Origin of the sequence: Micromonospora sp. NPDC051227, assembly GCF_044455385.1 — a bacterium.
Classification (GTDB): Bacteria; Actinomycetota; Actinomycetes; order Mycobacteriales; family Micromonosporaceae; genus Micromonospora.
In genome coordinates, this window is sequence record NZ_JBITET010000001.1 from 485,321 (window position 1) to 507,420 (window position 22,100).

The following is a 22,100-nucleotide window of genomic DNA, read 5'->3' on the forward strand; positions in this document are numbered from 1 at the left end:
CAGTCGTGTTTCGACCCTCTGACCTGGGGTAGCAGGGCAGGCGCCGGCCCGCACACGCGCCATGGAGAGGTTCATTCAGTGGATTCCAGCAAGCCCGCCGAGGCGGTCAAGAACGCAGTGAAGACCGCCTCAGGAAAGATCGCCGACGCCCTCACCCCGGATGTCCCCGGTGCGCCGGGGAGCGCGCCACCGCCGCTCGAGGAGCCGACGACGCCCCACGACCCGCTGCCGCCGAAGCCGGAACAGGGGGCACCGCAGACGCGCACGCCGACCGGCGCGGAGACCGGCGCGCCGACGATCGCGAACGGCCAGCAGGGGGCCTACCTCACCACCGCGAACGGGGCGCGGCTGCGCGACACCGACCACTCGCTCAAGGCCGGCCCGCGCGGCCCGGTGCTCCTCCAGGACCACCACCTACGCGAGAAGATCACGCACTTCGACCACGAACGCATTCCGGAGCGCGTGGTGCACGCCCGGGGCGCCGGTGCGCACGGTGTGTTCACCGCGTACGGCACCGCCGAGGCGGTCACCAGGGCCGGCTTCCTCAAGAAGGGGCGCGAGACCGACGTCTTCGTCCGGTTCTCCACAGTGCTCGGTTCGCGGGGTTCGGCCGACACGGTCCGCGACACCCGTGGCTTCGCCACGAAGTTCTACACCGACGAGGGCACCTTCGACCTGGTCGGCAACAACATCCCGGTCTTCTTCATCCAGGACGCGATCAAGTTCCCGGACATCATCCACGCCGGCAAGCCGCACCCCGACCGGGAGATCCCGCAGGCGCAGAGCGCCCACGACACCTTCTGGGACTTCGTGTCGCTGCACACCGAGGCGCAGCACCACACCATCTGGAACATGTCCGACCGGGGCATTCCGCGTTCGTACCGGACGATGGAGGGCTTCGGCGTGCACACCTTCCGCCTCGTCAACGAGGCCGGGGAGACGGCGCTGGCCAAGTTCCACTGGAAGCCGAAGCTGGGCGTGCACTCGCTGACCTGGGAGGAGGCCCAGCTGATCGGCGGCATCGACCCGGACTTCCACCGCCGCGACCTCTACGACGCCATCGAGGCCGGCGCGTACCCCGAGTGGGAGCTGGGCATCCAGGTCTTCCCGGACACTCCCGAGGAGACCTTCGCCGGCATCGACCTGCTGGACCCCACGAAGATCGTGCCGGAGGAGCTGGCCGAGGTGCAGCCCATCGGGCGGCTGGTGCTCAACCGGACGCCGACGAACTTCTTCGCCGAGACCGAACAGGTCGCCTTCCACCTCGGTCACCTGCCCCCGGGCATCGACGTCACCAACGACCCGCTGTTGCAGGGCCGGCTCTTCTCGTACGTCGACACGCAGCTCACCCGGCTGGGCGGGCCGAACTTCACGCAGATCCCGATCAACCGTCCGCACGCGGCCGTGAACGACATGCTGCGCGACGGCTTCCACCAGCACGCCGTGCACGCGGGCGTCGCGCCGTACCGGCCGAACTCGCTCGACGGCGGCAACCCGTTCCCCGCCGGGGACGCCGAGCACGCCTTCGTCGACGTGCCGGTCACTGTCGCGCAGGCACCGAAGGTTCGCGCGAACCCCGCCTCGTTCGATGACCACTACAGCCAGGTCCGCCTGTTCTGGCTGAGCATGTCGCCGGTCGAGAAGGAGCACATCATCAGGGCGTACACCTTCGAGCTGGGCAAGTGCTACCACCAGGCGATCAAGGAGCGTCAGCTGCAGAGCCTCGCCAACATCGACCCGGTGCTGTGCGAGCAGGTCGCCACCGGTCTGGGCCTGCCCGCGCCGCAGCCAACCGTGCCGCTGCCCGACGTCACGCCCAGCCCGGCGCTGTCGCAGGTCGGTCGGGAGTGGCCGAGCGACGGCCGCATGGTCGGGATCGTCGTCGACCCCGACGGCGACCTGGACGGCGTCGACGAGGTCCGCCGGGCCGTGTTCGGCGCCGGCATGGTGCCGCTGCTGATCGCCCCGCACGGCGGCATGGTGGGCGATCTTCCGGTGCAGCGCACCTTCGCCACCGGCCGGTCGGTCGAGTTCGACGCGGTCCTGCTGGCCGGAGCGCCGGCACCCGCACCGGATGCCCTGCCGGCCCGCGACGCCAAGGCCGGCAGGCCCGGCCCGGCAACCGTGGACCCCCGCGTGCTGCTGCTCGTCGAGGAGTGCTGGCGGCACGCCAAGGCGATCGGTGCCTGGGGCGCCGGCGTCACAGTGCTGGAGCAGGCCGGCGTCGCCGGCACCACGGGCGTCGTGGCGGCGGGCTCGGGCGCCGAGGCGCTGACCGCGGTGCAGCAGTTGATGGCCGCCCACCGGGTCTGGGAACGGTTCCCCGCCGCGGTCGGCTGACCCAGCTGATCATTGAGGGGCTGTCCTTCCCGCCATGGAGGACAGCCCCTCAATCAGTGGACGCAAGCTGCCTGAACGGTCCACGATGGTTGCACGTTACTGGCCCTCGCGGCTACGTCCATAGTCGCCGCGACCAATGCTCTCCTTGCCGCCAAACGCTGGCGGGACATCTACGGATCAGACCCCCCGCCTGGCATGTTCTACCTGCACTCGGACACTCTGCCAGTCACTCCCACGTTTCGTGATTTCGATGCGGCGTTCGCGGCGCAGACCGCATCCGGCGAACGAATCTCGGCCACCGTCAACCTGTGGGTTGTCCTGCAGACGCTCAACCACCGATATCGCTTCTTGCGCCGGGCAACCCGCCGACTGCAATACGGTTTCGCCATGCTGGCCTGCTCGATCGGAGCGGCGATCGTGCTCTCGATCATCGGCTTGTGGCATCGGTAGACGAATGTCCCAGGATCAGCCGATGTCGGCCAGCCGGGGCAGCACCTCGTCGCCGAGCCGCCGGGCGAACTCGACCGGGTCCCGATCCGGCGTCACCTGCACCTCGCTCACCCCGAGCGCTGCGTACTCGGACACCTCGGCGAGGAACGCGTCGGTGTCGTCCAGCGGTGCCTGGGAGGCGACCACCGTCTTCTCGATGGTGTCGTAGTCGCGGCCCTCGGCGGCGCAGTGCCCGCGCAGCACATCCAGCTTGCGCGCGATGTCGTCGATGCCGCCACGGCCGAACAGGTTGCAGGCGTCGGCGTACCGGGCCACCAGCAGCAGGGTCTTCTTCTCGCCGCCGCCACCGATCATGATGGGCGGGCGCGGGCGGCTCAACGGCTGCGGCGAGTTGATGGTCTCGGCGAGCTGGTAGTGCTGCCCGTTGAACGGGCCGTCGTCGGCACTCCACATCTGAAGGCAGATGCGCAGCGTCTCCTCCAACCGCTCGAACCGCTCGGCCACCGGGACGACCGGCACGCCCAGCCCGAGCTGCTCCCGCTCGTACCAGGAGGCGCCGATGCCGAGGCGGGCCCGGCCGCCGGAGAGCACGTCGAGGGTCGTCACGGTCTTGGCGAGCAACCCCGGGTAGCGGTACATCACGCCGGTGACCAGCACGCCCAGCGTCATCCGCTGAGTCTTCGCCGCGACGTAGCCCAGCGTGGTGTACGCCTCCAGCATCGGCTCCTCGGCCGCGAACACCGCGTCCATCTGGAAGAAGTGGTCCATCACCGTGAACGACGCAACGCCCGCCTGCTCGGCGATGGCCGCCGTCTGCGCCAGGGTCGGTGCGATCGCGGCGGGGTCGGCCGGGGTCGAGTAGTTCCAGTAGTGCAGCCCGAGCTTCATGTTCGGCACCTCCGCAACGAGCCTAGTGCCGCCCGGCGTCCGCCGGAGGCGGCTCGGAACCGCCTACGGATCGGGTCCGGCGGCGTCCATTACCGAATGATGACAATTCGTGGATCACATGCGGATATCCGGCTGGCAGCTTTCGGTGTGTGATCCAACAGCTCTCTCCCACCGAATCCCGGCCCGCCGAGCCGCAGCCCGACGCGCCGCGCGTCCGGTTCCGCCACCGCCAGCGGAGCGGACCCGCCCCTGCCTCCGCGCCCGCGCCCGCCGCCGGATCGCACCGGGCGCAGTGGGCGGATGCCGCGAAGGGGGTCTGCATCATCCTCGTCGTCCTGTGGCACGTCGTCGTGAAGGACTACCTCCAGATCGACTGGCACATCGGCGTACCGGTGCCGGGCTTCTGGGGAACGCTGGGTGAGCAGTTCCTTCCGCTGCGGATGCCGCTGTTCTTCACCATCTCGGGCGTCTTCGCGGCGAACGCCGCCCAGCGGCCGTGGAGGGTGGTCGCCCGCAGCCGGATCGCCGGGTTCCTCTACCTGTACGCCGTCTGGCTGCTGATCCACACGGTGGTCCTCGCCGCCGCGCCGGGACTGCCGACCGACCGGGCCACCTCGGCGCTCGGCCTGCTGGAGCAGCTCACCATCACGCCGTCCAACCTCTGGTACCTGTACGCCCTGGCGCTCTACTTCACGATCGCCAAGTTGACCCGCCGGGTGCCCCGGGCGCTGGTCCTGGTCCCCGCCGCCGCGCTGTCCGCCGTCGCCGCCGCCGGCCTGCTCGACACCCCGGGCAACCGCGCCGGCCTCTACCAGAACCTGGTCTTCTTTCTTCTCGGCCTGTACCTGCGGCCGCAGATCCAGCGGTGGGCCGCCACCGCCAGCCGCCGCCGGCTGTTGCTGACCTCGGGTGGCTACGTCCTGGCCCTCGCCGCGATGGCGGTGATCGGCGCCCAGCAGTGGTTCGGAGTGTGGCCGGCGGTTTCCTTGGTGGCAGTGATCTTCGGCATAACCGCCGCTGCCCGGCTGTCCCGGTGGTCGGTGCTCAGCAGACCACTGGCTAGGCTCGGCCGCATCACCCTGCCGATCTACGTCATTCACATGCCGGTCCTGGCCCTGCTGCACCGGCTGTTGCTGGTACCGGTTTCCGGGCTGGGTGGGTCCGCTCAGGGCCTGATCGTGCTCGGTTATCCGATTCTGCTGAGCGGGCTGGTGATCGGTCTGAGCCTGGCCGTTCATCGCGGGCTGCTGGCGGTTCGCGCGGGCTGGCTGTTCGCGCTGCCCGGCACGCGACGGGTGGAGGCGGCCGGATGAGCGCCCTCGCCGAAGCCCTGATCGACCTGGACGCGATCGCCAGCAACGTGCGGACGATCGCGTCGGTCACCGGCACTGGACTGATGGCCGTGGTGAAGGCCGACGGGTTCGGCCACGGCGCGGTCCAGGTGGCCCGGGCCGCGCTGCGCGCCGGCGCCTCCTGGCTGGGAGTGACCTCGACGGCCGAGGCGCTGACCCTGCGCGACGCGGGTGTGACCGCGCCCACGTTGAGCTGGCTGCACAGCCCGGATGACGACTTCGGTATGTTGATCAAGCGTGCCGTCGACGTCGGCGTGTCCACGACGACGCACCTGCACGCCGTCGCCGACGCGGCCCGTCTGCTCGGCGTACCGGCGATGGTGCAGCTCAAGGCGGACACCGGGTTGTCCCGCAACGGGGCCGCCGGGGACGACTGGCCCGAGTTGGTCGGTTGGGCCCACAAGTACGAACGAGAGGGCGGGATCCGGGTGCGCGGGGTGTGGTCCCATCTCGCCGACGCCGACCTGCCGGGCGCCCCCGCGCTCACCCGTCAGGTGGCGATCTTCGAGGAGTCGCTGCGGACCGCACGGTCGGCTGGCCTGGACCCCGATCTCGTCCACCTGGCCAACTCGGCGGCCGCGCTCTCCGCACCGCGGACCCGCTTCGATCTCTGCCGGATCGGGATCGCCCTCTACGGCGTGGATCCGTTCGGCGTGAGCGGTCCGGGCGAGTTCGGGCTGCACCCCGCGATGACAGTGCGGACGAGCGTGGTCAACGTCAAGCGGGTGCCGGCCGGCACGGGCGTCTCCTACGGGCCCGAGCACGTGACCGGCACACCGACCACGCTGGCGCTGCTGCCCCTCGGCTACGCCGACGGGCTGCCCCGGGCCGCGGGTGGCCGCGCCTCGGTGTGGCTCGCCGGCCGGCGGTGCCCGATCGTCGGGCGCATCGCCATGGACCAGTGCGTGGTCGACGCCGGGGATCTTCCCGTGACGGTCGGCGACCCGGTCGTGGTGTTCGGCCCGGCCGAGGGTGACCAGCGCCCTCCGACGGTCGTCGAGTGGGCCCGCTGGGCCGACACCAACCCACACGAGATCTTGACCGGCATCGGGGCCCGGGTGGCCCGCGAGCACCTCCACGGAAGGGCATCGAACTCATGACAACCCGACTGGCAGTGCTGTACGGCGGGCAGAGCGGCGAGCACGAGGTGTCCTGCCGCTCGGCGGCGAGCATCCTCGCCCACCTGGACCGTGAGCGGTACCAGGCCACCGAGGTGCTCATCGACCGCGACGGCCTGTGGCACGTCGGCGGCCGACCGACGCCCCTGCCTGCGGCGTTGCGCGTCCTGCGCGCCCAGGACGTGGTGTTCCCGGCCCTGCACGGCCCGTACGGCGAGGACGGCACCGTGTCGTCGCTGCTGGAGTGGCTCGGCGTGCCGTACGTCGGCAACGGCGTCTTCGCCAGCGCCGCCGGCATGGACAAGGGGGTCACCAAGCGGCTCCTCGCGGCGGAGGGCCTGCGGGTCAGCCCGGGGGTGACAGTGCGTCCCGGCGAGGCCCTGTCGCCCGAGGACCAGCGTCGGCTGGAGCTGCCGGTCTTTGTCAAGCCGGCCCGGGCCGGGTCGAGCCTGGGCGTCGTCAGGGTGGACGACTGGGCGGGAGTTCCCGCCGCGATGGAGCAGGCCCGCCAGGTCGACCCGAAGGTGCTCGTCGAGCAGGGAGCGCGGGGACGCGAGATCGACGTGGCCGTCCTCCAGTACCCGGACGGCCGGGTGCAGGCCGGCCCGCCGCTGGAGATCCGGGTGACCGGTGCCGGCTTCTTCGACTACGACGCGAAGTACGACGGCGGGGCGATCTTCCAGATTCCCGCCCCGCTCGACGCGGCGACCACCGAGGTGCTCCAGGACCGTGCGATTCGCGCCTTCCAGGCCCTCGACTGCCGTGGCCTGCTGCGGGTCGACTTCTTCCTGCCCACCGAGGGGTCGCCCGAGCCCATCGTGAACGAGGTCAACACGTTCCCCGGATTCACCGCCGCGTCCCAGTTCCCGCAGATCTGGCAGCAGGCCGGCATCGGGTTCGCCACCCTGATCGACATCCTGATCGACGGCGCGCTGGCCGATCAGGACCACGGCCACCACAGCGGACTGCCCCGGCCGGCCCGAGCGGTCGACCACCTGGTGTGAGTCGGCGGTGCGTGCCCGGTCACCTGATCGGGCACGCCCGAGGCCCTCGGGCGCCGTCGGACCCGACGATGGCGACGGTGGTGGCGGTGTTCGCCGCGCTGACCTGCGCCGCGGCGGCGACCGTCGTGCAGATGATCTGGTCGGCCGCGTGTGCTGACAACGCCTGCGCGGCGATGTTCGCCCGCACCGTGAGGTCACCGGACCGATCGGCTCCCGCCGTCACCGTGACCGGGTCGAGCCCGGCCGGTACGTCGCTGGTGAAACCCTGGGCGCGTTCGTTCTCCTGCGGACCGGCCGCGAGCAGCGAGAGCGCGGCGGCGGGCGACGGGTCCGTGTTGACCGGGCGGAGGACCAGCACCAGTTCGCCCTGCGCGAGAAGATAGATCCAGGTGCCCTGGGCGGGGCCGCTGATCGGCGGGCGACCGGTGATGACCGCGCTGGGTCGTACTCCACAGCCCGCTGCGAGCAGCGTCAGAAGCAGTCCGATGGCGAGCAGCGCGCGGCCCGTCCGTCGGCCGGTCACGGGGCACCTCCGGCGTCCGCCGTTTCGCGGGGCAGGCGGAGGGTGAACACCGCGCCGCCGTGGGTGCCGTTGGCCGCGACGAGACTCCCCCGTCGCGCGCCGTGGCGGTGCAGGCGCGCGTTCTCCCAGGAGATGGCGAGGCCGAGGCCGCTGCCCTCGGAGCGGGTCCGCGCGGTGTCGGCCTTGTAGAGGCGGTCGAAGACGTGCGGCAACACCTCCGGGTCCAGTCCGGGCCCCCGGTCGGCCACCTCGATGGTGACCCAGTCCGGGTCGGCGCTGAGTCGCACCGACACCGGCTCGGCACCGTGCCGGAAGGCGTTGCCGACCAGGTTCGCGACGATGACGTCCAGTCGGCGGGGGTCGAGTCGGGCCACGACACCGGGTGGCAACTCCGTTCGTACCCGGTCCAGCCAGCCGCGGATCCGCAGGGTCGCGGTCACCGCCGCGGCCACGTCCACGTCGTCGAGGGCAAGCCGCGCGGTGCCGGAGTCGAACCTGCTGATCTCGATGAGGTCGTTGACCAGCTGGGTGAGGTTCTGCGTCTCCTGGCTGACCAGCCGGGCGGCCCGGCCCGCGTCCCCGGGCAGGTGTTCCGCCTCCTCGTCGAGCACGTCGGTGACCGCCGTCATCGCGGCCAGCGGTGTCCGGAGTTCGTGCGAGACGTCGGCCACGAAGCGGCGGGCGTCGGATTCCAATCGCCGCAGCTCGCCGACCTGCCGCTCCAACGTGCCCGCGGTGTCGTTGAAGGTCCGTGCCACATCCGCCAGCTCGTCGGCACCGCGGACCGTCAACCGGGTGCTCAGGTCGCCCTCACCGAGGCGGCGCGCCGCCCGGCTGAGGTCGCGGACGGGTCGCAGGACTCCGCGGGCGGACAGCAGGGCCAGCAGGACGGCGAGGACCAGGGACAACCCGCCGGTCAGCCACGCCCTGGTGGCGAGCTGGTCGATGCTCTGCTGCTCGGGCACGAGATTGCGCACCGAGTAGACCTCCACCCCGGACGGGCGGGACGTGCCGTCCGGGCGGTCCAGCGCCAACTGGGTACCGATGAGCAGCGCGGGCTGTCCGGCGAGTGAGACCCGCTGCCAGGCGATGCGACCGTCACGGACCTTCTGCCGCAGCTCCGGGGTGAGCGGGTCGGTGATTTCGGAGCCGCCCTGTGCCCGCATGTCCCGGTAGACGACCACCGCGAAGCTCTCCCGGTCGCTGAGGCGCTGGGCCAGCAGTTCGAGGTCGTCCTGGGTCGGCGGAAGCTGGGCGATCGGGTAGACCTTGGTGAGCTGGTCGGTCAGTGACATCACCGCGGCGTCCTGCGCCTGCTGCAGGATGACGTTCCGAGCCTGGAAGTAGCTGCCACTGGCCACCGCCACCGTCGTGGTCACGCCCAGCAGCGCGAACGCCAGGACGAGCCGGACCCGTAGACCCGAGACCCACGCGCCGACCCGGCGCCACGGTGTCACAGCGGCCCGAACCGGTATCCGAAACCACGCACGGTCTGGATGTAGACCGGTGCCGACGAATCGGCCTCGATCTTGGCGCGTACCCGCTGGACGCACGCGTCCACGAGTCGCGAGTCGCCGAGATAGCCGTGCTCCCACACGGCCTCCAGCAGCTGCTGGCGGCTGAGCACCTGGCCCGGCGTGTGCGAGAGTTCGAGCAGCAGCCGCAGCTCCGTCGGGGCAAGGCTGACCGGCGTTCCGTCCTTGCTGACCACCAGCGCGGCCCGGTCGATGGTCAACGCGCCGTGCTGCTCCAGGCCGGCCCGGTCGCCGCCGCGCCGCGAGTCGCCACCGGTCCGGCGCAGCACCGCGCGGATGCGGGCCTCCAGCACCCGGGCCTGCACGGGCTTGACCACGTAGTCGTCGGCACCGGCCTCCAGGCCCGCGACCACGTCCATGTCGTCGTTGCGGGCGGTGAGCATGATGATCGGCAGGTCGCCGAGCTGCCGGATCCGGCGGCAGACCTCGAACCCGTCCATCCCGGGCAGCATGAGATCGAGGACCACGACATCGGACGGGGTCGTGCGCAGCCGCTCCAACCCCTGCTCACCAGTGCCCACGGCATGCACTGTGTGGCCCTGTCGGGTGAGCGCCAACTGCAGTCCGTCGCGCACCGTCTGGTGGTCCTCGATCAACAGCACCTGGGACATGTCGTCAAGTATCCCATCATGAGATCTTTCGGGTTTCGGTCGTCGGTAGTGGCTGCGCGGGGTTCCGCGGGGTGAGCGGCACCGCGAAATCCGTCGAACGCACCAGGAACACCACAGCGCCCACCAGGAACATCGTCGACGCGGCCGCGGCCACGATGGCGATCAACAAGCCGCGCTGCACCGACGCGGCCAGACCGGGCACGACCACCAGCAGCGCACAGACCAGCACCACCAGCCCGACCCCCGCCTCGGCCAGCCTGCGCCAGAGGCTGCCGCCGCCCGAACCGCCGGTCGGGTCGCGGTCGCCGGACCAGGCCGCCAACGCAGCTGCGGCCAGGCAGAACACTGTCACCCCCAGCAGTACGCCACCGAGCACGTCGCTGAACCGGTGCCAGCCCGCGATCATCGTGGCGGAGGCGATCACCGAGACACCCACCGCGCCCGGCGCCGCCAGCCAGCGCCGGGCCCACCCGGGCAGAACCAGCATGAACGCCAGTAGCAGGGCGGTCGCCGCCGCGACATGGCCGCTGGGGAAGCTGTTGTGGGTGGTGGAACTCAGGATCTGTAGATCCGGGCGGGGCAGCTCCGATTTCACCGCGCCGGCCAGCAGCACCGCGCAGACGACCATGCCCACACCGACGACCCCCGCCACCAGCCGCCGGCGGAGCACGCCCACCAGCAGCACCACACCGAGCAGGGCCGCGATGAGGCTCGGGTTACCGAAGGTGGCCAGCACGGTCTTGGCCGGGCCCACCAGCACGGTTTGCTGCTCGTACCCTCCGCCCCGCTCGGCGCGCGGCAGGAGCAGCCCGTCCAGCCACTGCCCGGGGTACGTCCAAACGAACACGGCGGCGGTGAGGGTCAGGGCGACCAGACCGGACAGCGCCGCCGCGAGCAGTCGGAGCCCCAGCGGCACCGCGGCGCGGGCGTGCGGCAGCGGTCGCGCCGGACCGGGCGTCGACCGCCCGACGGAGTACAACGATCCGATGGACATGGCGACCATGCTCGCCCCGGCAGGTCCGTACCCCGTCCTCGAATTGTCTTGGTTCTGTCACAACCACTCCCGCCGCTTCCGGAAAAGCGGATCGTCGGCGGTGGGCCGGGTGGACCTGGACGGCGGGGCGGAATTCACATGCTTACCTGCGACCAGGTTTTACCCAGCCGAGATCAGTCACCACTAGGGTCAGGACGCCGATCGATGTATCGGTCGGCGGTGCGAAAAATCCATCCGGAGTGAGTTGGGGAACCGGAAGGTGTTGGCAAATGCAGGGAATTCCAGTGGCCAGCCTGGTCATCGGCATCGCATCCTCGCCGGCCGAGCGGCGACATCTGGCCCGACTGCTCGGCGGCAGTGACGCCTTCCTGATCGTCTCGACCGTCGACCAGGCACGAGAGTTCCTCGGGGTGGTCGAGGCGCCCGCCGCCCCGGCTCCCCCGACCACTGTGGCGCTCGCCGAGGTGGCGCCGAGCCCACAGCCACCGCCACCGGATCTGGCCGTCGACTCCGACCGCCGGGTGCTGCGCTGGCGCGACCAGGAGATCGACCTGACCCGGCTGGAGCACGACGTGCTGCTCTGCCTGGTGCACGCGCCCGGGCAGGTCTGGACCTACGAGCGCCTGCACCTCGAGGTCTGGGGCAACCGGCACCTCGGCCGGGGCTCCGACATGCACTCGGTGATCCGCCGGGTGCGCGGCAAGCTCGCCAGTCTCAACGCCACGGCGACGATCCACTCGGTACGCGGCGTCGGCTTCCGGCTCGCTTCCGTCTGATCACCCCGGGCGCGGTCCGGCCCGCCTGGTCGGGACCAGGCGGGCCGGATTTCTTCGGCTAGTGCTCGGGCATCAGCACTTGATGGGTGCCAACCCGAAGTTCTCCACCGTCGGAGTGGCGGTGTCGATCCTGGTCTGACGGGTCTGCGGCTTCCAGCCGTCCTTGGCCACGATCATCGTGAGCGGGTTGTTGCGGCGGTCCACCCAGTAGGCGTACTTGCCCTCGGCGTCGGTGGCGAAGGTGTACGACGCCGCCCACGAGTCGACCTGCACGACCGCGCCGGTGAGCGGCGAGGTCGCACCCTGGCAGCTGGTGCCGGTGACCGTACCCATGAGCTTGCCCCAGGTCTTCGGGGGGTTCGCGGTCATGGTCACCGCGACCGGTGCCACCGAGTACGGGGTGTTCTCGGAGATCGCGACCGCGCCGGAGTAGGTGCCCGGCTGGTCCACGTTCGCCGTCAGACCGACGGTGACAGTGACCTTCGCACCCGGTGCGAGGGTGACCGCCGACTTGTCGATGGTCATCCAGCTGACGTCGGCCGCCGACTCGGAGCATCCCTCGAAGCCCGGGAGCACCTCGCTGTCCGGAGCCGCGTTGAAGCTGCCGGACGAGCCGCCGATCTTGTAGAAGCCGCACGCCGCGCCGCCGCGGTACCGCGCGGTGTTGGAGTTGGGCAGGTTGGACCACGAACCGGCGGCCGGGTCGAAGGCGAAGCCGGCGTTGCTGATGGCCCCACCCTGCGAACCACCGACGACGAGGAGCTTGCCGCTGGCCACGGCGTACGAGCTGGCCCAGTTGTCGGCCGGCGCGTCGGCGATGGCGGTCCAGGTGTTGGCCCCCGGGTCGAAGGCGTAGCTGGACTTCTGCGCGGCGGAACCGTCGTTGCCGCCGGTGCAGTAGAGAACGCCGTCGATCCCGCCGCAGGAGGCGAAGGCCACCGACTTCGGGTAGTTGGCCATCGTCTCCCACTTGTCACCAGTGGGGTCGTACCGGACGACGCTGTTCGACATCGGGAGGCAGGCCGCCGTCGTGCAGCCACCGACCGCGTACAGCTTGCCGTCGACGACGGCCTGACCGGCCGCGGCCCGCGGTGCCGGGTTGTCGGCCAGCTCGGTCCAGGTGTTGGCCCCCGGGTCGTACGACCAGGTGGCGGAGTCCGGGCCGGCGTCGGCCCAGCCGCCAGTGACAATGATCTTGCCGTTCACCACGCCCGCGGTCACTGCGTTGCGCGCGCCCGGAAGGTCGGCGATCGCCGTCCAGGTCTGCGCAGCCGGGTCGTAGGCGTAGTTCTTGGCGGTGGAGGCCTCACCGTCGCCGCCACCGAGCGAGTACACCTTGCCGTCCAGGTTCACCACCCGGTTGTCCATGATCGTGGACGGATAGTTGGCGATGTCGGTCCACGGCGCCGCCTGCGGGCCGGCCGCCGCGGCAGCGGCCTTGGCCTCCTTGCCGGACGCCCTGGCGGCGAACGACGTCGGTACGGTGAGCCGCTGCTCCGGCGCGCCGCTGGACCCGAGCACCTGCTGCCGGGTGACCTTGGAGCCGTCCGCCCGCAGGAGTTCGAACCCGTTGTCCCGCTCACCGAACTTGACCTCGACCGGCGCGCCGCCGGTGTTGGTCACCGTGAACGACTTGCTGGTCTTGCCGTTGGGCATCTGGAGCGTCGCGCTCAACTGCGTCGGCGTCACCGCCAGTCGGCCGGCCGCGAGCTGGAAGTTCGCGGTGGTCGCCCAGTCGGCCTCGACGTCGACCTGCTTGGTCTGGCTGACGTAGTTGCCGGCGGTCGCCGTGAACGGGTGCTCGCCGGTAAGCGACGAGTAGATCCAGTAGAAGCCGTCGGCCAGCCCCGGGTCGTCCGGGGTCGCCACAGTGACGGCCTTCTCGGCGGGCCGGTCCTTGCTGGTGACGGTCGCGCCGTTGACGTAGCTGTCGTCGTTCTTGTCGCGGACGTTGCCGACGACCAGACCGCCGTCGAGCGGCACGCAGGTGATCTGGCTGCCGATCAGGACGTTGTCGACCTCCCACCACCACTCGTACGAGGCGTCGTAGTAGTGGAACCGAACCTGCACCTGCGCCTTACCGGCCGCCTGCGGGATCGGAATCTCGGTCAGCTTCGGTCCCCGGACGTCGGTCTCCTGCCGGAGCACGTTGGTCCAGGTGGCACCGCCGTCGATGCTGAGGTCCACGTCGGCGGTGTCGTCGTTGAGCTGGTTGAAGTCCTGGTTGAACCGGATGACCGGGGCCGTGACGCTGGTCAGGTCGACCACCGGGCTGACCAGGGAGGTGTCCTGGCTGGTGCCGGCACCGTAGTTGTCGCTGTCGATCATCGCGAAGTTGCCGGTGCCGCCGGTGAGGTTGCCCCGGTCTCCGTCGTCGGTGAACTTCCAGACCTGACCGCTGCCCGCGTTGTCCACGACGGTCCAGCCGGCCGGCGTGGTCGTGGCGTCGAAGGTCTCGTACTCACCGTCGGAGCCGGTCGTGTATCCGGGCGCGGTGGTGCAGACGGTGCTGTCCACCGGCACGGCGACGTTTGCGGTGGCGTTGCCCGACCCGACCACGACCTCCTTGGTGACGGTCTGGTAGCCCGGGTACTGCGGCTCGTACTTCAGGGTGTACGTCTGCCCGGCCGGCAGCTTGATGCTGTAGCGGCCGTTCGACGGGGTGGTGTAGTCGTAGACGCCGGACACGCCCGTCACGGTCACCTTCGCGTACAACGGCCAGCCGTGGCCGGAGCCGTCGGTGACCGCTCCGGTGACGTTGACACTCGGCACCGCCGTGAGGGCGACGTCGAGCGTCGTGGTGGCGCCCTTGGTGACCGTTGCCGTCTTGCTGGTGCTGGCGTACCCGAACGCCGCGACGGCGACCTGGTAGTCGCCGGCGGGGAGTTGGGTGGAGAACGTGCCGTCGGCACCGGTGGTCAGCTCACGCTCGGACGCGCCGGTGAGCGTCACTGTCGCGCCGGCGATCGGGGCGCCGGAGGTGGCGTCGGTGACCGTGCCGGCCAGCGTGCCGATGTCGCCGGTCGGGGCGGCGTTGAGCAACGCGAGGGCGTCCAGTCGGCCTTCGCCGTAGACGTTGTTGTCGGCTGCGGTGCCGCCACACTGGTCATCGGCCTTGTCGATCGCCGCGCCGTTGAGCAGCGCGCGGGTCGCGTTGACGTCGCCGACCAGAGACGGTGCCGCCGAGTACAGCAGCGCGATCGCGCCCGCGAGGTGCGGTGCGGCCATCGAGGTGCCGCTGATGCTGCCGTAGGCGCTGCCCGGGATGCTCGATCGGACGTTCACGCCCGGCGCGGAGATGTTGGGCTTGATCTCGCCGTTCTGACCGGCGCCGCGGGAGGAGAAGCCGGCGACGTTGTTGTTGCTGTCGTACGCGCCGGTCGAGTAGTTGCTGACGAGGCTGCCCGGCGAGCCACTGGTCTGGCAGGCCGGCCCGCTGTTTCCGTTGGACCAGGTGCCGAAGATCCCGGACGCGGCCCAGGCGTTCGTCACGTCCTCCATGAACGGCTCGTTGGACGGATCCCGGGTGCCCCACGAGTTGTTGATGATGTTCGGGCGCTTGCTCGCGTCCGCGTTCTGACCGTTGAGGTCCAGCGGTTCGAGCATCCACTGACCGGATTCGACCAGAGCGGCGTCACTGGGGCAGCAACCGTTCGCCGCGATCCACTTGACCCCGGGGGCGACACCGATCTGGTTCGCGCCGTCGGAGCCGGCCATGGTGCCCATCGTGTGCGTGCCGTGGCCGTCGCCGTCGCAGGGGGCGGTGGCGCAGGCCCCGGTGGCGTTGGCGGCGTTGAACCAGTTGTAGTTGTGGTCGAACGTCCCGTCGCCGTTGTTGCCCCGGTAGGAGTTCACCAGCGCCGGGTGGTTGAACTGCACCCCGGTGTCGATGTTCGCGACGGTGATGCCCTCGCCCTTGACGCCGTACTGGGACCAGACGTCGTCGGCGTTGATGTTGGCGATGCCCCACTCCAGGGCGTTCACGGTCTTCTCGTCGGTGCCCTTGGTCGTCTCCGGCACCTTGTACGCGACCGGCGCGTAGAGGCCCTCGACCTCCGAGTGCCCGGCGAACTTCTGGGCCATCGCCAGCGAGCCGCTGTTCACCTTGATGGCGTTGGTGGCCCAGAAGGTCTGGTACCTGGTGCCCGAGCTGTCGAGGTCGGCCCGGATCTTGCCCTGGCTCGCGGCGGCGGTCTTGCGCAGCGCGTCCGCCACCGCCGTGCCACGCTTCGACCAGTCCTTGATGGCGCTGGCCTTGCTCAGGTCCGCCCGGTCCTTGAACCGGATCCAGAAGTCCCCTTCACTCTTGGCCTGGAGCTGCTTGGCGAGCTCCGGTCGGATCTTGTCCCCGGTCGGGGCGCCCGCCCCCATCGCACCGCCCGGCGCGGCCTGCGCGCCCGAGCTGATCGTGGCCAAGCATGTCGCGGCGAGGATCGTCGCCGCGCCGGCGCTCACCAGTGACCTGGCCGCGCGCCGCCATTGTGGACGTCTGAACATCGGTGCTGCCTCCCTCAGAACGACCCAGGGTGTAATGGGCCATGGTGGACCTCCCCCATGCACCGCGCGGGTCACGCCGGTTGCCCGAGTGGACACTATGATCGAGAAGAACGGACCATCAAGAACTTGCCGTGAGCAACTTGTCGCTAAGAGTTGCCCTGGCTGGCGGCACGCTTGCCAATCATTGTCAGGACCGTGACGAGAGTTGGGCAGGGATGCCCATCGATCCCGGGTGGTGCGGTGGCCGAGGACGAGGCAACGGTGAACAGGGGTGATCCGGCCGACGGGCCGTTCCCACTGCTGATCGCGGTGACCCCGTCGCCGGCCGAGCGCATCCGGCTCGCGGAGCTTCTCGACGGCATCGCGCCGCTGCTGCTGGTTTCCGACCTCGACGAGCTGCGCCGGCTGATCGCCGCCCCGCAGCAGGTGGCCGCCCCGTCCGAACCGGCACCGGTCGCCGCCCTGGTGATCGACTCGGCCCGCTCCAGCGCCCGCTGCGGAGAACGTGAGATCGACCTCACCCGCCTGGAACACGACCTGCTGACCTGCCTCATCACCGAGCCGGCCCGGGTCTGGAGCTACGCCGAGCTGCACCGGTCGGTCTGGGGTGACGAGGGGCGCGAACGCAAGGCGGATGTGCAGTCGCTGGTCAAGCGGCTGCGCCGCAAGCTGCACGACCTGGGCACCGGAGCCACCATCGATGTCGTCCGCGGTGTGGGGCTGCGGCTGACCGATCACCAGCAGGCGCGGGTCGAACGGGCCTGACAGCGACGTCGCGTGAACTGAGTGACAACGGTCAGATCAGCCCAGCGCGGGCCCACAGCAGGCGTCCCGGCCCAGCCACCAGGCCAACGTCCGCCAGGTTGGCCTGCACCCGCGCCGCGGACCAGCGGAGGGTGGCACGCCAGTGCGGGTTGGCGCGGGCAGCGGCCCGACCGACCGCCGGCGGAATGCCCACCGCCGCGTACACGTCGGGATGGACCAGGCGGTTGGCGATCGTGTAGGCGGCGCGACCGACCAACAGTCGGGCGTACGCGATGCCCACCGGGCCGGTGGCCGCGACCGCGGCGGCCAGTTCCTCGCGGGCGAACCGGACGTGTCGCGCCTCCTCCACCACGTGGATGCGGGAGACCATCCGGATGAGCGGCTGGAGCGACTCGTCCGCCATGATCTCGCGCTGGAACGCGTCGAGGATCTCCTCCGCGATGAGGATCGCGGCGTACATCCGGGGGCCGCTGGCGGTGGCCTTGAGGAAGCGCCCGAGGTGGTGGTCCACGGTGCTCGCGCGGTAGACCGGACAGCCCATCGCCTCGATCAGCCGGCCGAACATGATGGAGTGCCGGCACTCGTCGGCGACCTCGGTCAACGCGTACTGGGCCTGCCGGCTGGTCGGGTCGGCGCGGTAGTACTCCCGGATCAGCATCTGCATGAGGATCGTCTCGAACCACAGCCCGGCGCTGGCCGCGCTGGCCACCTCGTGCCTGGTCAGCTCGACGCGCTGCTCCTCGCTGAGCTGCTCCCACAGTGGCGTGCCGTAGAGGCTGCTGCGCCGCGGCGGGAGCCAGTAGGCGCCGGGGGTGTGCGGGGCGTCCCAGTCGATCTCCACGGTGGGGTCGTAGCTGGTCCGCAGTGAGGACGTGAGCAGTCGCTCGGCGACCGCCGCGCGCCCGGTTTCCGCCGCCTCCATGACTCCTCCATATTGACGTGACGACCAGTAACTGTTACGAGTAGTAGCATGCAATCGCCGCTCGCCGATGTCAATGCGCCCAACTCGTCGGCCACGCCCCCCGACGGCAGTCCGAAGGCGAAGGGCAACGGCCGCCGGGACCGTTGGGCAGACCATCGTGAGCAACGACGGCAGGAGTTGGTCGGTGCCGCCGTGCAGGCGCTGCTGCGGCACGGGCCGGAGGTCGACATGGAGCAGGTGGCCGCCGCAGCGGGCGTCAGCAAACCGGTCCTGTACCGCTACTTCGCCGACAAGTCGCAGCTCTGGGTGGCGGTCAGCGAGGTGGTGGCGGCCCGGATGGTCGACACCATCGCGCCCGCCGTCGAACAGGTCCGCGAGGAGCGTGGCCTGGTCGAAGCGACGATCGACGCCTACCTGGGCGTGATCGAGTCGGAGCCGAGGCTCTACCGGTTCCTGATGCACCAGTCCGGCGACCCCGGCATCCACCAGGTGATCGCCGGCACCAGTCGGCAGGTGGCCGCCGGGCTCGCCCGGGTGATCGGCGACCGGCTACGCACGCTGGGACTGGACGCCGGTCCCGCCGAGCCCTGGGCGTACGGCCTGGTGGGTTTCGTGCAGGCGGTCGGCGACTGGTGGACCACGCACGGTCAGCCGATCAGCCGGGCCGCCCTCACCGACTACCTGACCGCTCTGCTGTGGAGCGGCATCGAGGGAGTGCGAGCCAGCGCCGACCTGCCGCACGAGCTCACCCGCGCCCACGAGCGGATCGTGCCGTGAGCTACCACGGCCCGGCGGGTGTCGAGGGCACCTCGGTCCGGGTGCACCTCAGCGGGCGGTGGGAGCCGGTCGACGGCCGCTTCCACTGGGGCGGGCGGATCGAGCCCGAGCCACGGGTGGCCCACCTGCTGCGCTCCGGCCGGCGCGACGTCGAGTTGCGCATCGCCGACCGCGTCCGGGCGGCCCGACTGGCCGAGGTCGATCCGTGGGGCGGCGTACGAATCACCGGCGTTGGCGATCCGCCCTGGCCGCCCGTTGCCGACCCGACCAGCGCGCCCGAGCTCACGGAGGAGTGAATGGAGACAGACGTTGCCATCATCGGCGCCGGCTTCGGTGGCCTGGGCGCCGCCATCCGCCTGCAGCGGGCCGGCTTCACCGACTTTCTCGTCTTCGACCGGGGTGAGGAGGTCGGCGGCACCTGGCGGGACAACAGCTACCCGGGCTGCGCCTGCGATGTCCCGTCGCACCTCTACTCGTTCTCCTTCGCCCCCAACCCCGGCTGGTCGAACACGTTCTCCGGCCAGCCGGAGATCTGGGACTACCTGCGCGGCTGCGTCGACCGCTTCGGGATACGCCCGAGGTTGCGGTTGCGCCACGAGGTGCGGGAGGCGCTGTGGGACGAGCAGCGCCAACGCTGGCTGTTGCGCACCTCGGGCGGCGACCACAGCGCCCGGGTCCTGATCTGTGCCGCCGGCCCGCTGAGCGACCCGGCCATCCCCGACCTGCCCGGGATCGACGAGTTCGCCGGCACTGTGTTCCACTCCGCCCGTTGGCGGCACGACCACGACCTGACCGGCCGGCGCGTCGCGGTGATCGGCACCGGCGCCTCGGCCGTCCAGTTCGTGCCAGAGATCCAGCCGACGGTCGAGAAGCTGACGCTGTTCCAGCGCACTCCCGCCTGGATCATGCCGAGGTTGACGCGCCGGATCAGCGGGGTCGAGCAGGCCGCGTTCCGCACCGTGCCCGGCGCGCAGCGGGCCGCCCGGGCAGGGCTCTACCTGGTACGCGAGAGCATGGGCCTGGGCTTCCTGCACCCGGCGGTCAACCGCCTCGCCTCGCGGCTGTCCCTGCGTACGCTGCGGCGTCAGGTTCCCGACCCACACCTGCGAGACAAGCTCACCCCCCGGTACGCGATGGGTTGCAAGCGGGTGCTGATCTCCAACGACTACTGGCCGTCGCTCACCCGACCGAACGTCGACGTGGTCACCGAGGGCATCGATCGGATCGTGCCGGACGGTCTGGTCACCACCGACGGCGTCCACCACCCGGCGGACACCGTCATCTTCGGCACCGGCTTCCACGTCACCGACTCCCCCGTCGTCCGGCGCATCCACGGCCGTGACGGGCGCAGCCTGGGCGAGGCGTGGACGCCCAGCATGCACGCCTACCGGGGCACCACCATCGCCGGCTTCCCCAACCTGTTCTTCCTGCTCGGCCCGAACACCGGGCTCGGGCACACCTCCGTGGTGCTGATGATCGAAGCCCAGTTGCACCTGGTGCTCGCGGCTCTGCGGTACATGCGGGCCAGGGGCATTCAGGCCATCGAGCCCACCGCGCAGGCGCAACGACGCTGGACCGAGCGGATCGACCAGAAGATGACCGGCACGGTGTGGGAGACCGGCTGTTCGAGCTGGTACCTCGACGCCACCGGCCGCAACACCACCATCTGGCCGGGCTTCGCCACCAGCTTCCGGATGCGGCTGCGCCGGTTCCGCCCGGCCGACTATCGGATCGCCTCGACCGGCAGCACACCCAACGAACCGGAACGGGAGCACGCCGATGCGGTATGACCTGGCTGGCAAGATCGTTCTCATCACCGGCGCGGCGCGCGGCATCGGAGCGCAGCTGGCCCGCGAGGCCGTCGCCCGTGGGGCCCGGGTCGCCCTCGTCGGTCTGGAAGGTGAGCTGCTCGAACAGCTCAGCGCCGACCTCGACGCGCACTGGTACGAGTGTGACGTCACCGATCAGGCGGCGTTGGACGCCGCGGTTACCTCCACTGTGGACCGCTTCGGTGGCATCGACGTGGTCGTGGCCAACGCGGGCATCGCGAACCTCGGCACCGTCGCCGTGGGACCGGTCGACGCGCTGGTCCGTACCGTCGAAGTGAACCTCTGCGGCGCGATCCGCACGGTCAGCGCGGCGCTACCTCACGTCACCGCCGCCCGTGGCCACGTCCTGATCGTCTCGTCGGCTGCCGCCTTCACGGCGATGCCCGGCATGGCCGCCTACTGCGCGTCAAAGGCGGGTGTGGAGCAGTTCGCCAACGTGCTGCGCCTGGAGACCCGCCCACGCGGCGTCACCGTCGGCACGGCGCATCCCATCTGGATCGACACCGATCTGGTCCGCGACATCCGTGACGACCTGGCATCGTTCCGCACCGCGTTGCGCCGGTTGCCGTGGCCGCTGTCCACCGTCGTACCCGTCGAGCAGTGCGTCGAGGCCCTGCTCCACGGCATCGAGCGCCGCAAGCGCACTGTGTACGTGCCACGGTCGCTCGCCCTGGTGCAGGCGCTACGGCCGGTGGTGCTGAGCGGCCTCTCGGACGCGTTGATCACCCGGTTCGGCGGCCAGAGCATGGTCGGCCAGATGGAGGACGAGGTACGCCAGCTCGGGCGTTCCTTCGGCAGGACGTCGGTGGGAGAGCGGTCATGAGCATTCACTTCCGACGTGCGGGCAGCGGAGAGCCGCTCGTGCTCATCCACGGCATCGGTCACCGCCATCAGGCGTGGGAGCCGGTGTTCGACCGGCTGACCGCCCACCACGAGGTGATCGCGCTCGACCTGCCCGGCTTCGGGAACTCTCCGGTGCCCGGCACGGGCATGCCCACCGACATGGCCGCCACAGTGGCCGGGGTCCTGCCGGCGCTGACCGAGTGGGGGCTGGAGCGTCCGCACGTCGCCGGCTACAGCCTCGGTGGGGCGATCGCCCTGGAGCTTGCCGCCACCGGGGCTGTCGCCTCGGCCACCGCCTTCTCCCCCGCCGGCTTCTTCACCCCGGCGGAGCGCCGCCGGGCGCTGGCCATCCTCCGGATGCTGCGGGCCAACTCGTACCTGCCCACCACCATCATGCGGGTCGCGTTGCGGTCGGCGTACCTACGGGCGTTGTGCTTCGCGCCGCTGATGGCCCGCCCGACGCTGCTGGATGTCGAGCGCGCGCTGGGCGACGCGCTCGCGTTGCGACGCGGGGCCGGCTTCAACGCCGTGGCCCGAGCCGCCCGCGACTATCGCTTCGACTGCCTTCGGCTGTCCGACGCGACGGTGCCGGTGACCATCGGTTGGGGGGACTGCGACCGGATCTTCGGCGTCCACCAGGCCGACCGCGTCCGCGCGGGCCTGCCGGCGGCACGGGTGGTGACGCTGCCCCGTTGCGGGCACGTGCCGATGAGCGACGACCCGGACCTGGTCGCCGCGCTCATCCTGGGAACCACCGGCGCCGTGCCCCGCGCCGAACGACCGGATCCGTCGGTCTCCGCCCAGGCCACGAGTCAGGAAGATCACTTCACACTCTAAAAACTTGCAGACTGTGCAAGTTCGTTCCTAGTGTCGCCC

At 70.6% G+C, this 22,100-nt stretch carries 19 protein-coding genes; 12 read left to right on the forward strand and 7 right to left on the reverse strand.

The window, feature by feature from the left end:
• Positions 1 to 78: 78 nt before the first annotated feature.
• Both ACIA47_RS02265 and ACIA47_RS02270 read left to right on the forward strand, forming a co-directional pair.
• On the forward strand, positions 79 to 2,340 hold the full coding sequence (locus ACIA47_RS02265; protein ID WP_396704748.1) for a catalase: 2,262 nt from the start codon (positions 79 to 81) through the stop codon (positions 2,338 to 2,340).
• Between the two features lie 195 nt (positions 2,341 to 2,535).
• The gene (locus tag ACIA47_RS02270) at positions 2,536 to 2,790 is read left to right on the forward strand and encodes a hypothetical protein (protein ID WP_203120286.1); all 255 of its coding nucleotides are present in this window, start codon (positions 2,536 to 2,538) and stop codon (positions 2,788 to 2,790) included.
• A 15-nt stretch (positions 2,791 to 2,805) separates the two neighbouring features.
• Here the strand turns inward: ACIA47_RS02270 and ACIA47_RS02275 are convergent, their stop codons facing one another.
• A complete protein-coding gene (locus ACIA47_RS02275; RefSeq protein WP_396704750.1) occupies positions 2,806 to 3,678 on the reverse strand; it encodes an LLM class F420-dependent oxidoreductase in 873 nt (290 codons plus the stop codon).
• 149 nt (positions 3,679 to 3,827) lie between these two features.
• On the opposite strand from ACIA47_RS02275, the gene ACIA47_RS02280 reads away from it, so the two are divergent.
• From ACIA47_RS02280 to ACIA47_RS02290, 3 genes are read left to right on the forward strand one after another with little or no spacing between them, the layout of a single operon-like run.
• Positions 3,828 to 4,991, forward strand: coding sequence for an acyltransferase family protein (locus ACIA47_RS02280; RefSeq protein WP_396704752.1), 1,164 nt, complete (start codon positions 3,828 to 3,830; stop codon positions 4,989 to 4,991).
• The gene (alr, locus tag ACIA47_RS02285; protein ID WP_396704754.1) at positions 4,988 to 6,130 is read left to right on the forward strand and encodes an alanine racemase; all 1,143 of its coding nucleotides are present in this window, start codon (positions 4,988 to 4,990) and stop codon (positions 6,128 to 6,130) included. Before ACIA47_RS02280 ends, alr begins: the two co-directional genes overlap by 4 nt.
• Entirely contained in the window at positions 6,127 to 7,152 is a 1,026-nt protein-coding gene (locus tag ACIA47_RS02290) for a D-alanine--D-alanine ligase family protein (protein WP_396704756.1), read from the forward strand. The genes alr and ACIA47_RS02290 overlap by 4 nt, the downstream gene beginning before the upstream one ends.
• 19 nt (positions 7,153 to 7,171) lie before the next feature.
• On the opposite strand, the gene ACIA47_RS02295 is transcribed toward ACIA47_RS02290, so the two are convergent.
• The 4 genes from ACIA47_RS02295 to ACIA47_RS02310 are packed head-to-tail and all read right to left on the reverse strand — an operon-like array spanning position 7,172 to position 10,815.
• Positions 7,172 to 7,675, reverse strand: a complete 504-nt coding sequence (locus ACIA47_RS02295; RefSeq protein ID WP_203120281.1) for a hypothetical protein — start codon at positions 7,673 to 7,675, stop codon at positions 7,172 to 7,174.
• A complete protein-coding gene (locus ACIA47_RS02300; RefSeq protein WP_396704758.1) occupies positions 7,672 to 9,132 on the reverse strand; it encodes an ATP-binding protein in 1,461 nt (486 codons plus the stop codon). The genes ACIA47_RS02295 and ACIA47_RS02300 overlap by 4 nt, the downstream gene beginning before the upstream one ends.
• Positions 9,129 to 9,821 carry a response regulator transcription factor gene (locus ACIA47_RS02305; protein ID WP_091399198.1) on the reverse strand — a complete coding sequence of 231 codons (693 nt, stop codon included), beginning with the start codon at positions 9,819 to 9,821 and terminating at the stop codon, positions 9,129 to 9,131. Before ACIA47_RS02305 ends, ACIA47_RS02300 begins: the two co-directional genes overlap by 4 nt.
• Before the next feature lie 16 nt (positions 9,822 to 9,837).
• Positions 9,838 to 10,815, reverse strand: coding sequence for a phosphatase PAP2 family protein (locus ACIA47_RS02310; protein WP_396704761.1), 978 nt, complete (start codon positions 10,813 to 10,815; stop codon positions 9,838 to 9,840).
• Positions 10,816 to 11,084: 269 nt separating this feature from the next.
• On the opposite strand from ACIA47_RS02310, the gene ACIA47_RS02315 reads away from it, so the two are divergent.
• Positions 11,085 to 11,591, forward strand: a complete 507-nt coding sequence (locus tag ACIA47_RS02315) for a winged helix-turn-helix domain-containing protein (RefSeq protein WP_203120278.1) — start codon at positions 11,085 to 11,087, stop codon at positions 11,589 to 11,591.
• Between the two features lie 72 nt (positions 11,592 to 11,663).
• On the opposite strand, the gene ACIA47_RS02320 is transcribed toward ACIA47_RS02315, so the two are convergent.
• A complete protein-coding gene (locus ACIA47_RS02320; protein WP_396704763.1) occupies positions 11,664 to 16,088 on the reverse strand; it encodes a S8 family serine peptidase in 4,425 nt (1,474 codons plus the stop codon).
• A gap of 240 nt (positions 16,089 to 16,328) precedes the next feature.
• On the opposite strand from ACIA47_RS02320, the gene ACIA47_RS02325 reads away from it, so the two are divergent.
• A complete protein-coding gene (locus ACIA47_RS02325; RefSeq protein ID WP_396704765.1) occupies positions 16,329 to 16,853 on the forward strand; it encodes a winged helix-turn-helix domain-containing protein in 525 nt (174 codons plus the stop codon).
• Between the two features lie 31 nt (positions 16,854 to 16,884).
• On the opposite strand, the gene ACIA47_RS02330 is transcribed toward ACIA47_RS02325, so the two are convergent.
• A complete protein-coding gene (locus ACIA47_RS02330; RefSeq protein ID WP_396704767.1) occupies positions 16,885 to 17,775 on the reverse strand; it encodes a diiron oxygenase in 891 nt (296 codons plus the stop codon).
• A 48-nt stretch (positions 17,776 to 17,823) separates the two neighbouring features.
• Between ACIA47_RS02330 and ACIA47_RS02335 the strand changes: the two genes are divergently transcribed.
• The 5 genes from ACIA47_RS02335 to ACIA47_RS02355 are packed head-to-tail and all read left to right on the forward strand — an operon-like array spanning position 17,824 to position 22,061.
• Positions 17,824 to 18,552, forward strand: a complete 729-nt coding sequence (locus ACIA47_RS02335; protein ID WP_396704769.1) for a TetR family transcriptional regulator — start codon at positions 17,824 to 17,826, stop codon at positions 18,550 to 18,552.
• A complete protein-coding gene (locus ACIA47_RS02340) occupies positions 18,549 to 18,848 on the forward strand; it encodes a DUF4873 domain-containing protein (RefSeq protein ID WP_396704771.1) in 300 nt (99 codons plus the stop codon). Before ACIA47_RS02335 ends, ACIA47_RS02340 begins: the two co-directional genes overlap by 4 nt.
• On the forward strand, positions 18,849 to 20,342 hold the full coding sequence (locus ACIA47_RS02345) for a flavin-containing monooxygenase (RefSeq protein ID WP_396704773.1): 1,494 nt from the start codon (positions 18,849 to 18,851) through the stop codon (positions 20,340 to 20,342). It begins immediately after the preceding gene.
• Positions 20,332 to 21,204, forward strand: a complete 873-nt coding sequence (locus ACIA47_RS02350) for an SDR family oxidoreductase (protein WP_203120273.1) — start codon at positions 20,332 to 20,334, stop codon at positions 21,202 to 21,204. The genes ACIA47_RS02345 and ACIA47_RS02350 overlap by 11 nt, the downstream gene beginning before the upstream one ends.
• Positions 21,201 to 22,061 carry an alpha/beta fold hydrolase gene (locus tag ACIA47_RS02355; RefSeq protein WP_396704775.1) on the forward strand — a complete coding sequence of 287 codons (861 nt, stop codon included), beginning with the start codon at positions 21,201 to 21,203 and terminating at the stop codon, positions 22,059 to 22,061. The genes ACIA47_RS02350 and ACIA47_RS02355 overlap by 4 nt, the downstream gene beginning before the upstream one ends.
• The last annotated feature ends 39 nt before the right edge of the window (positions 22,062 to 22,100 follow it).

Excerpts from the sequence above, each read along its gene's own strand:
- ACIA47_RS02270 (WP_203120286.1), top strand. The coding sequence starts at position 2,536 with ATGTTCTACCTGCACTCGGACACTCTGCCAGTCACTCCCACGTTTCGT.
- ACIA47_RS02275 (WP_396704750.1), bottom strand. The coding sequence starts at position 3,678 with ATGAAGCTCGGGCTGCACTACTGGAACTACTCGACCCCGGCCGACCCC.
- alr (WP_396704754.1), top strand. The coding sequence starts at position 4,988 with ATGAGCGCCCTCGCCGAAGCCCTGATCGACCTGGACGCGATCGCCAGC.
- ACIA47_RS02290 (WP_396704756.1), top strand. The coding sequence starts at position 6,127 with ATGACAACCCGACTGGCAGTGCTGTACGGCGGGCAGAGCGGCGAGCAC.
- ACIA47_RS02305 (WP_091399198.1), bottom strand. The coding sequence starts at position 9,821 with ATGTCCCAGGTGCTGTTGATCGAGGACCACCAGACGGTGCGCGACGGA.
- ACIA47_RS02310 (WP_396704761.1), bottom strand. The coding sequence starts at position 10,815 with ATGTCCATCGGATCGTTGTACTCCGTCGGGCGGTCGACGCCCGGTCCG.
- ACIA47_RS02315 (WP_203120278.1), top strand. The coding sequence starts at position 11,085 with ATGCAGGGAATTCCAGTGGCCAGCCTGGTCATCGGCATCGCATCCTCG.
- ACIA47_RS02320 (WP_396704763.1), bottom strand. The coding sequence starts at position 16,088 with ATGTTCAGACGTCCACAATGGCGGCGCGCGGCCAGGTCACTGGTGAGC.
- ACIA47_RS02330 (WP_396704767.1), bottom strand. The coding sequence starts at position 17,775 with ATGGAGGCGGCGGAAACCGGGCGCGCGGCGGTCGCCGAGCGACTGCTC.
- ACIA47_RS02335 (WP_396704769.1), top strand. The coding sequence starts at position 17,824 with ATGCAATCGCCGCTCGCCGATGTCAATGCGCCCAACTCGTCGGCCACG.
- ACIA47_RS02345 (WP_396704773.1), top strand. The coding sequence starts at position 18,849 with ATGGAGACAGACGTTGCCATCATCGGCGCCGGCTTCGGTGGCCTGGGC.
- ACIA47_RS02350 (WP_203120273.1), top strand. The coding sequence starts at position 20,332 with ATGCGGTATGACCTGGCTGGCAAGATCGTTCTCATCACCGGCGCGGCG.
- ACIA47_RS02355 (WP_396704775.1), top strand. The coding sequence starts at position 21,201 with ATGAGCATTCACTTCCGACGTGCGGGCAGCGGAGAGCCGCTCGTGCTC.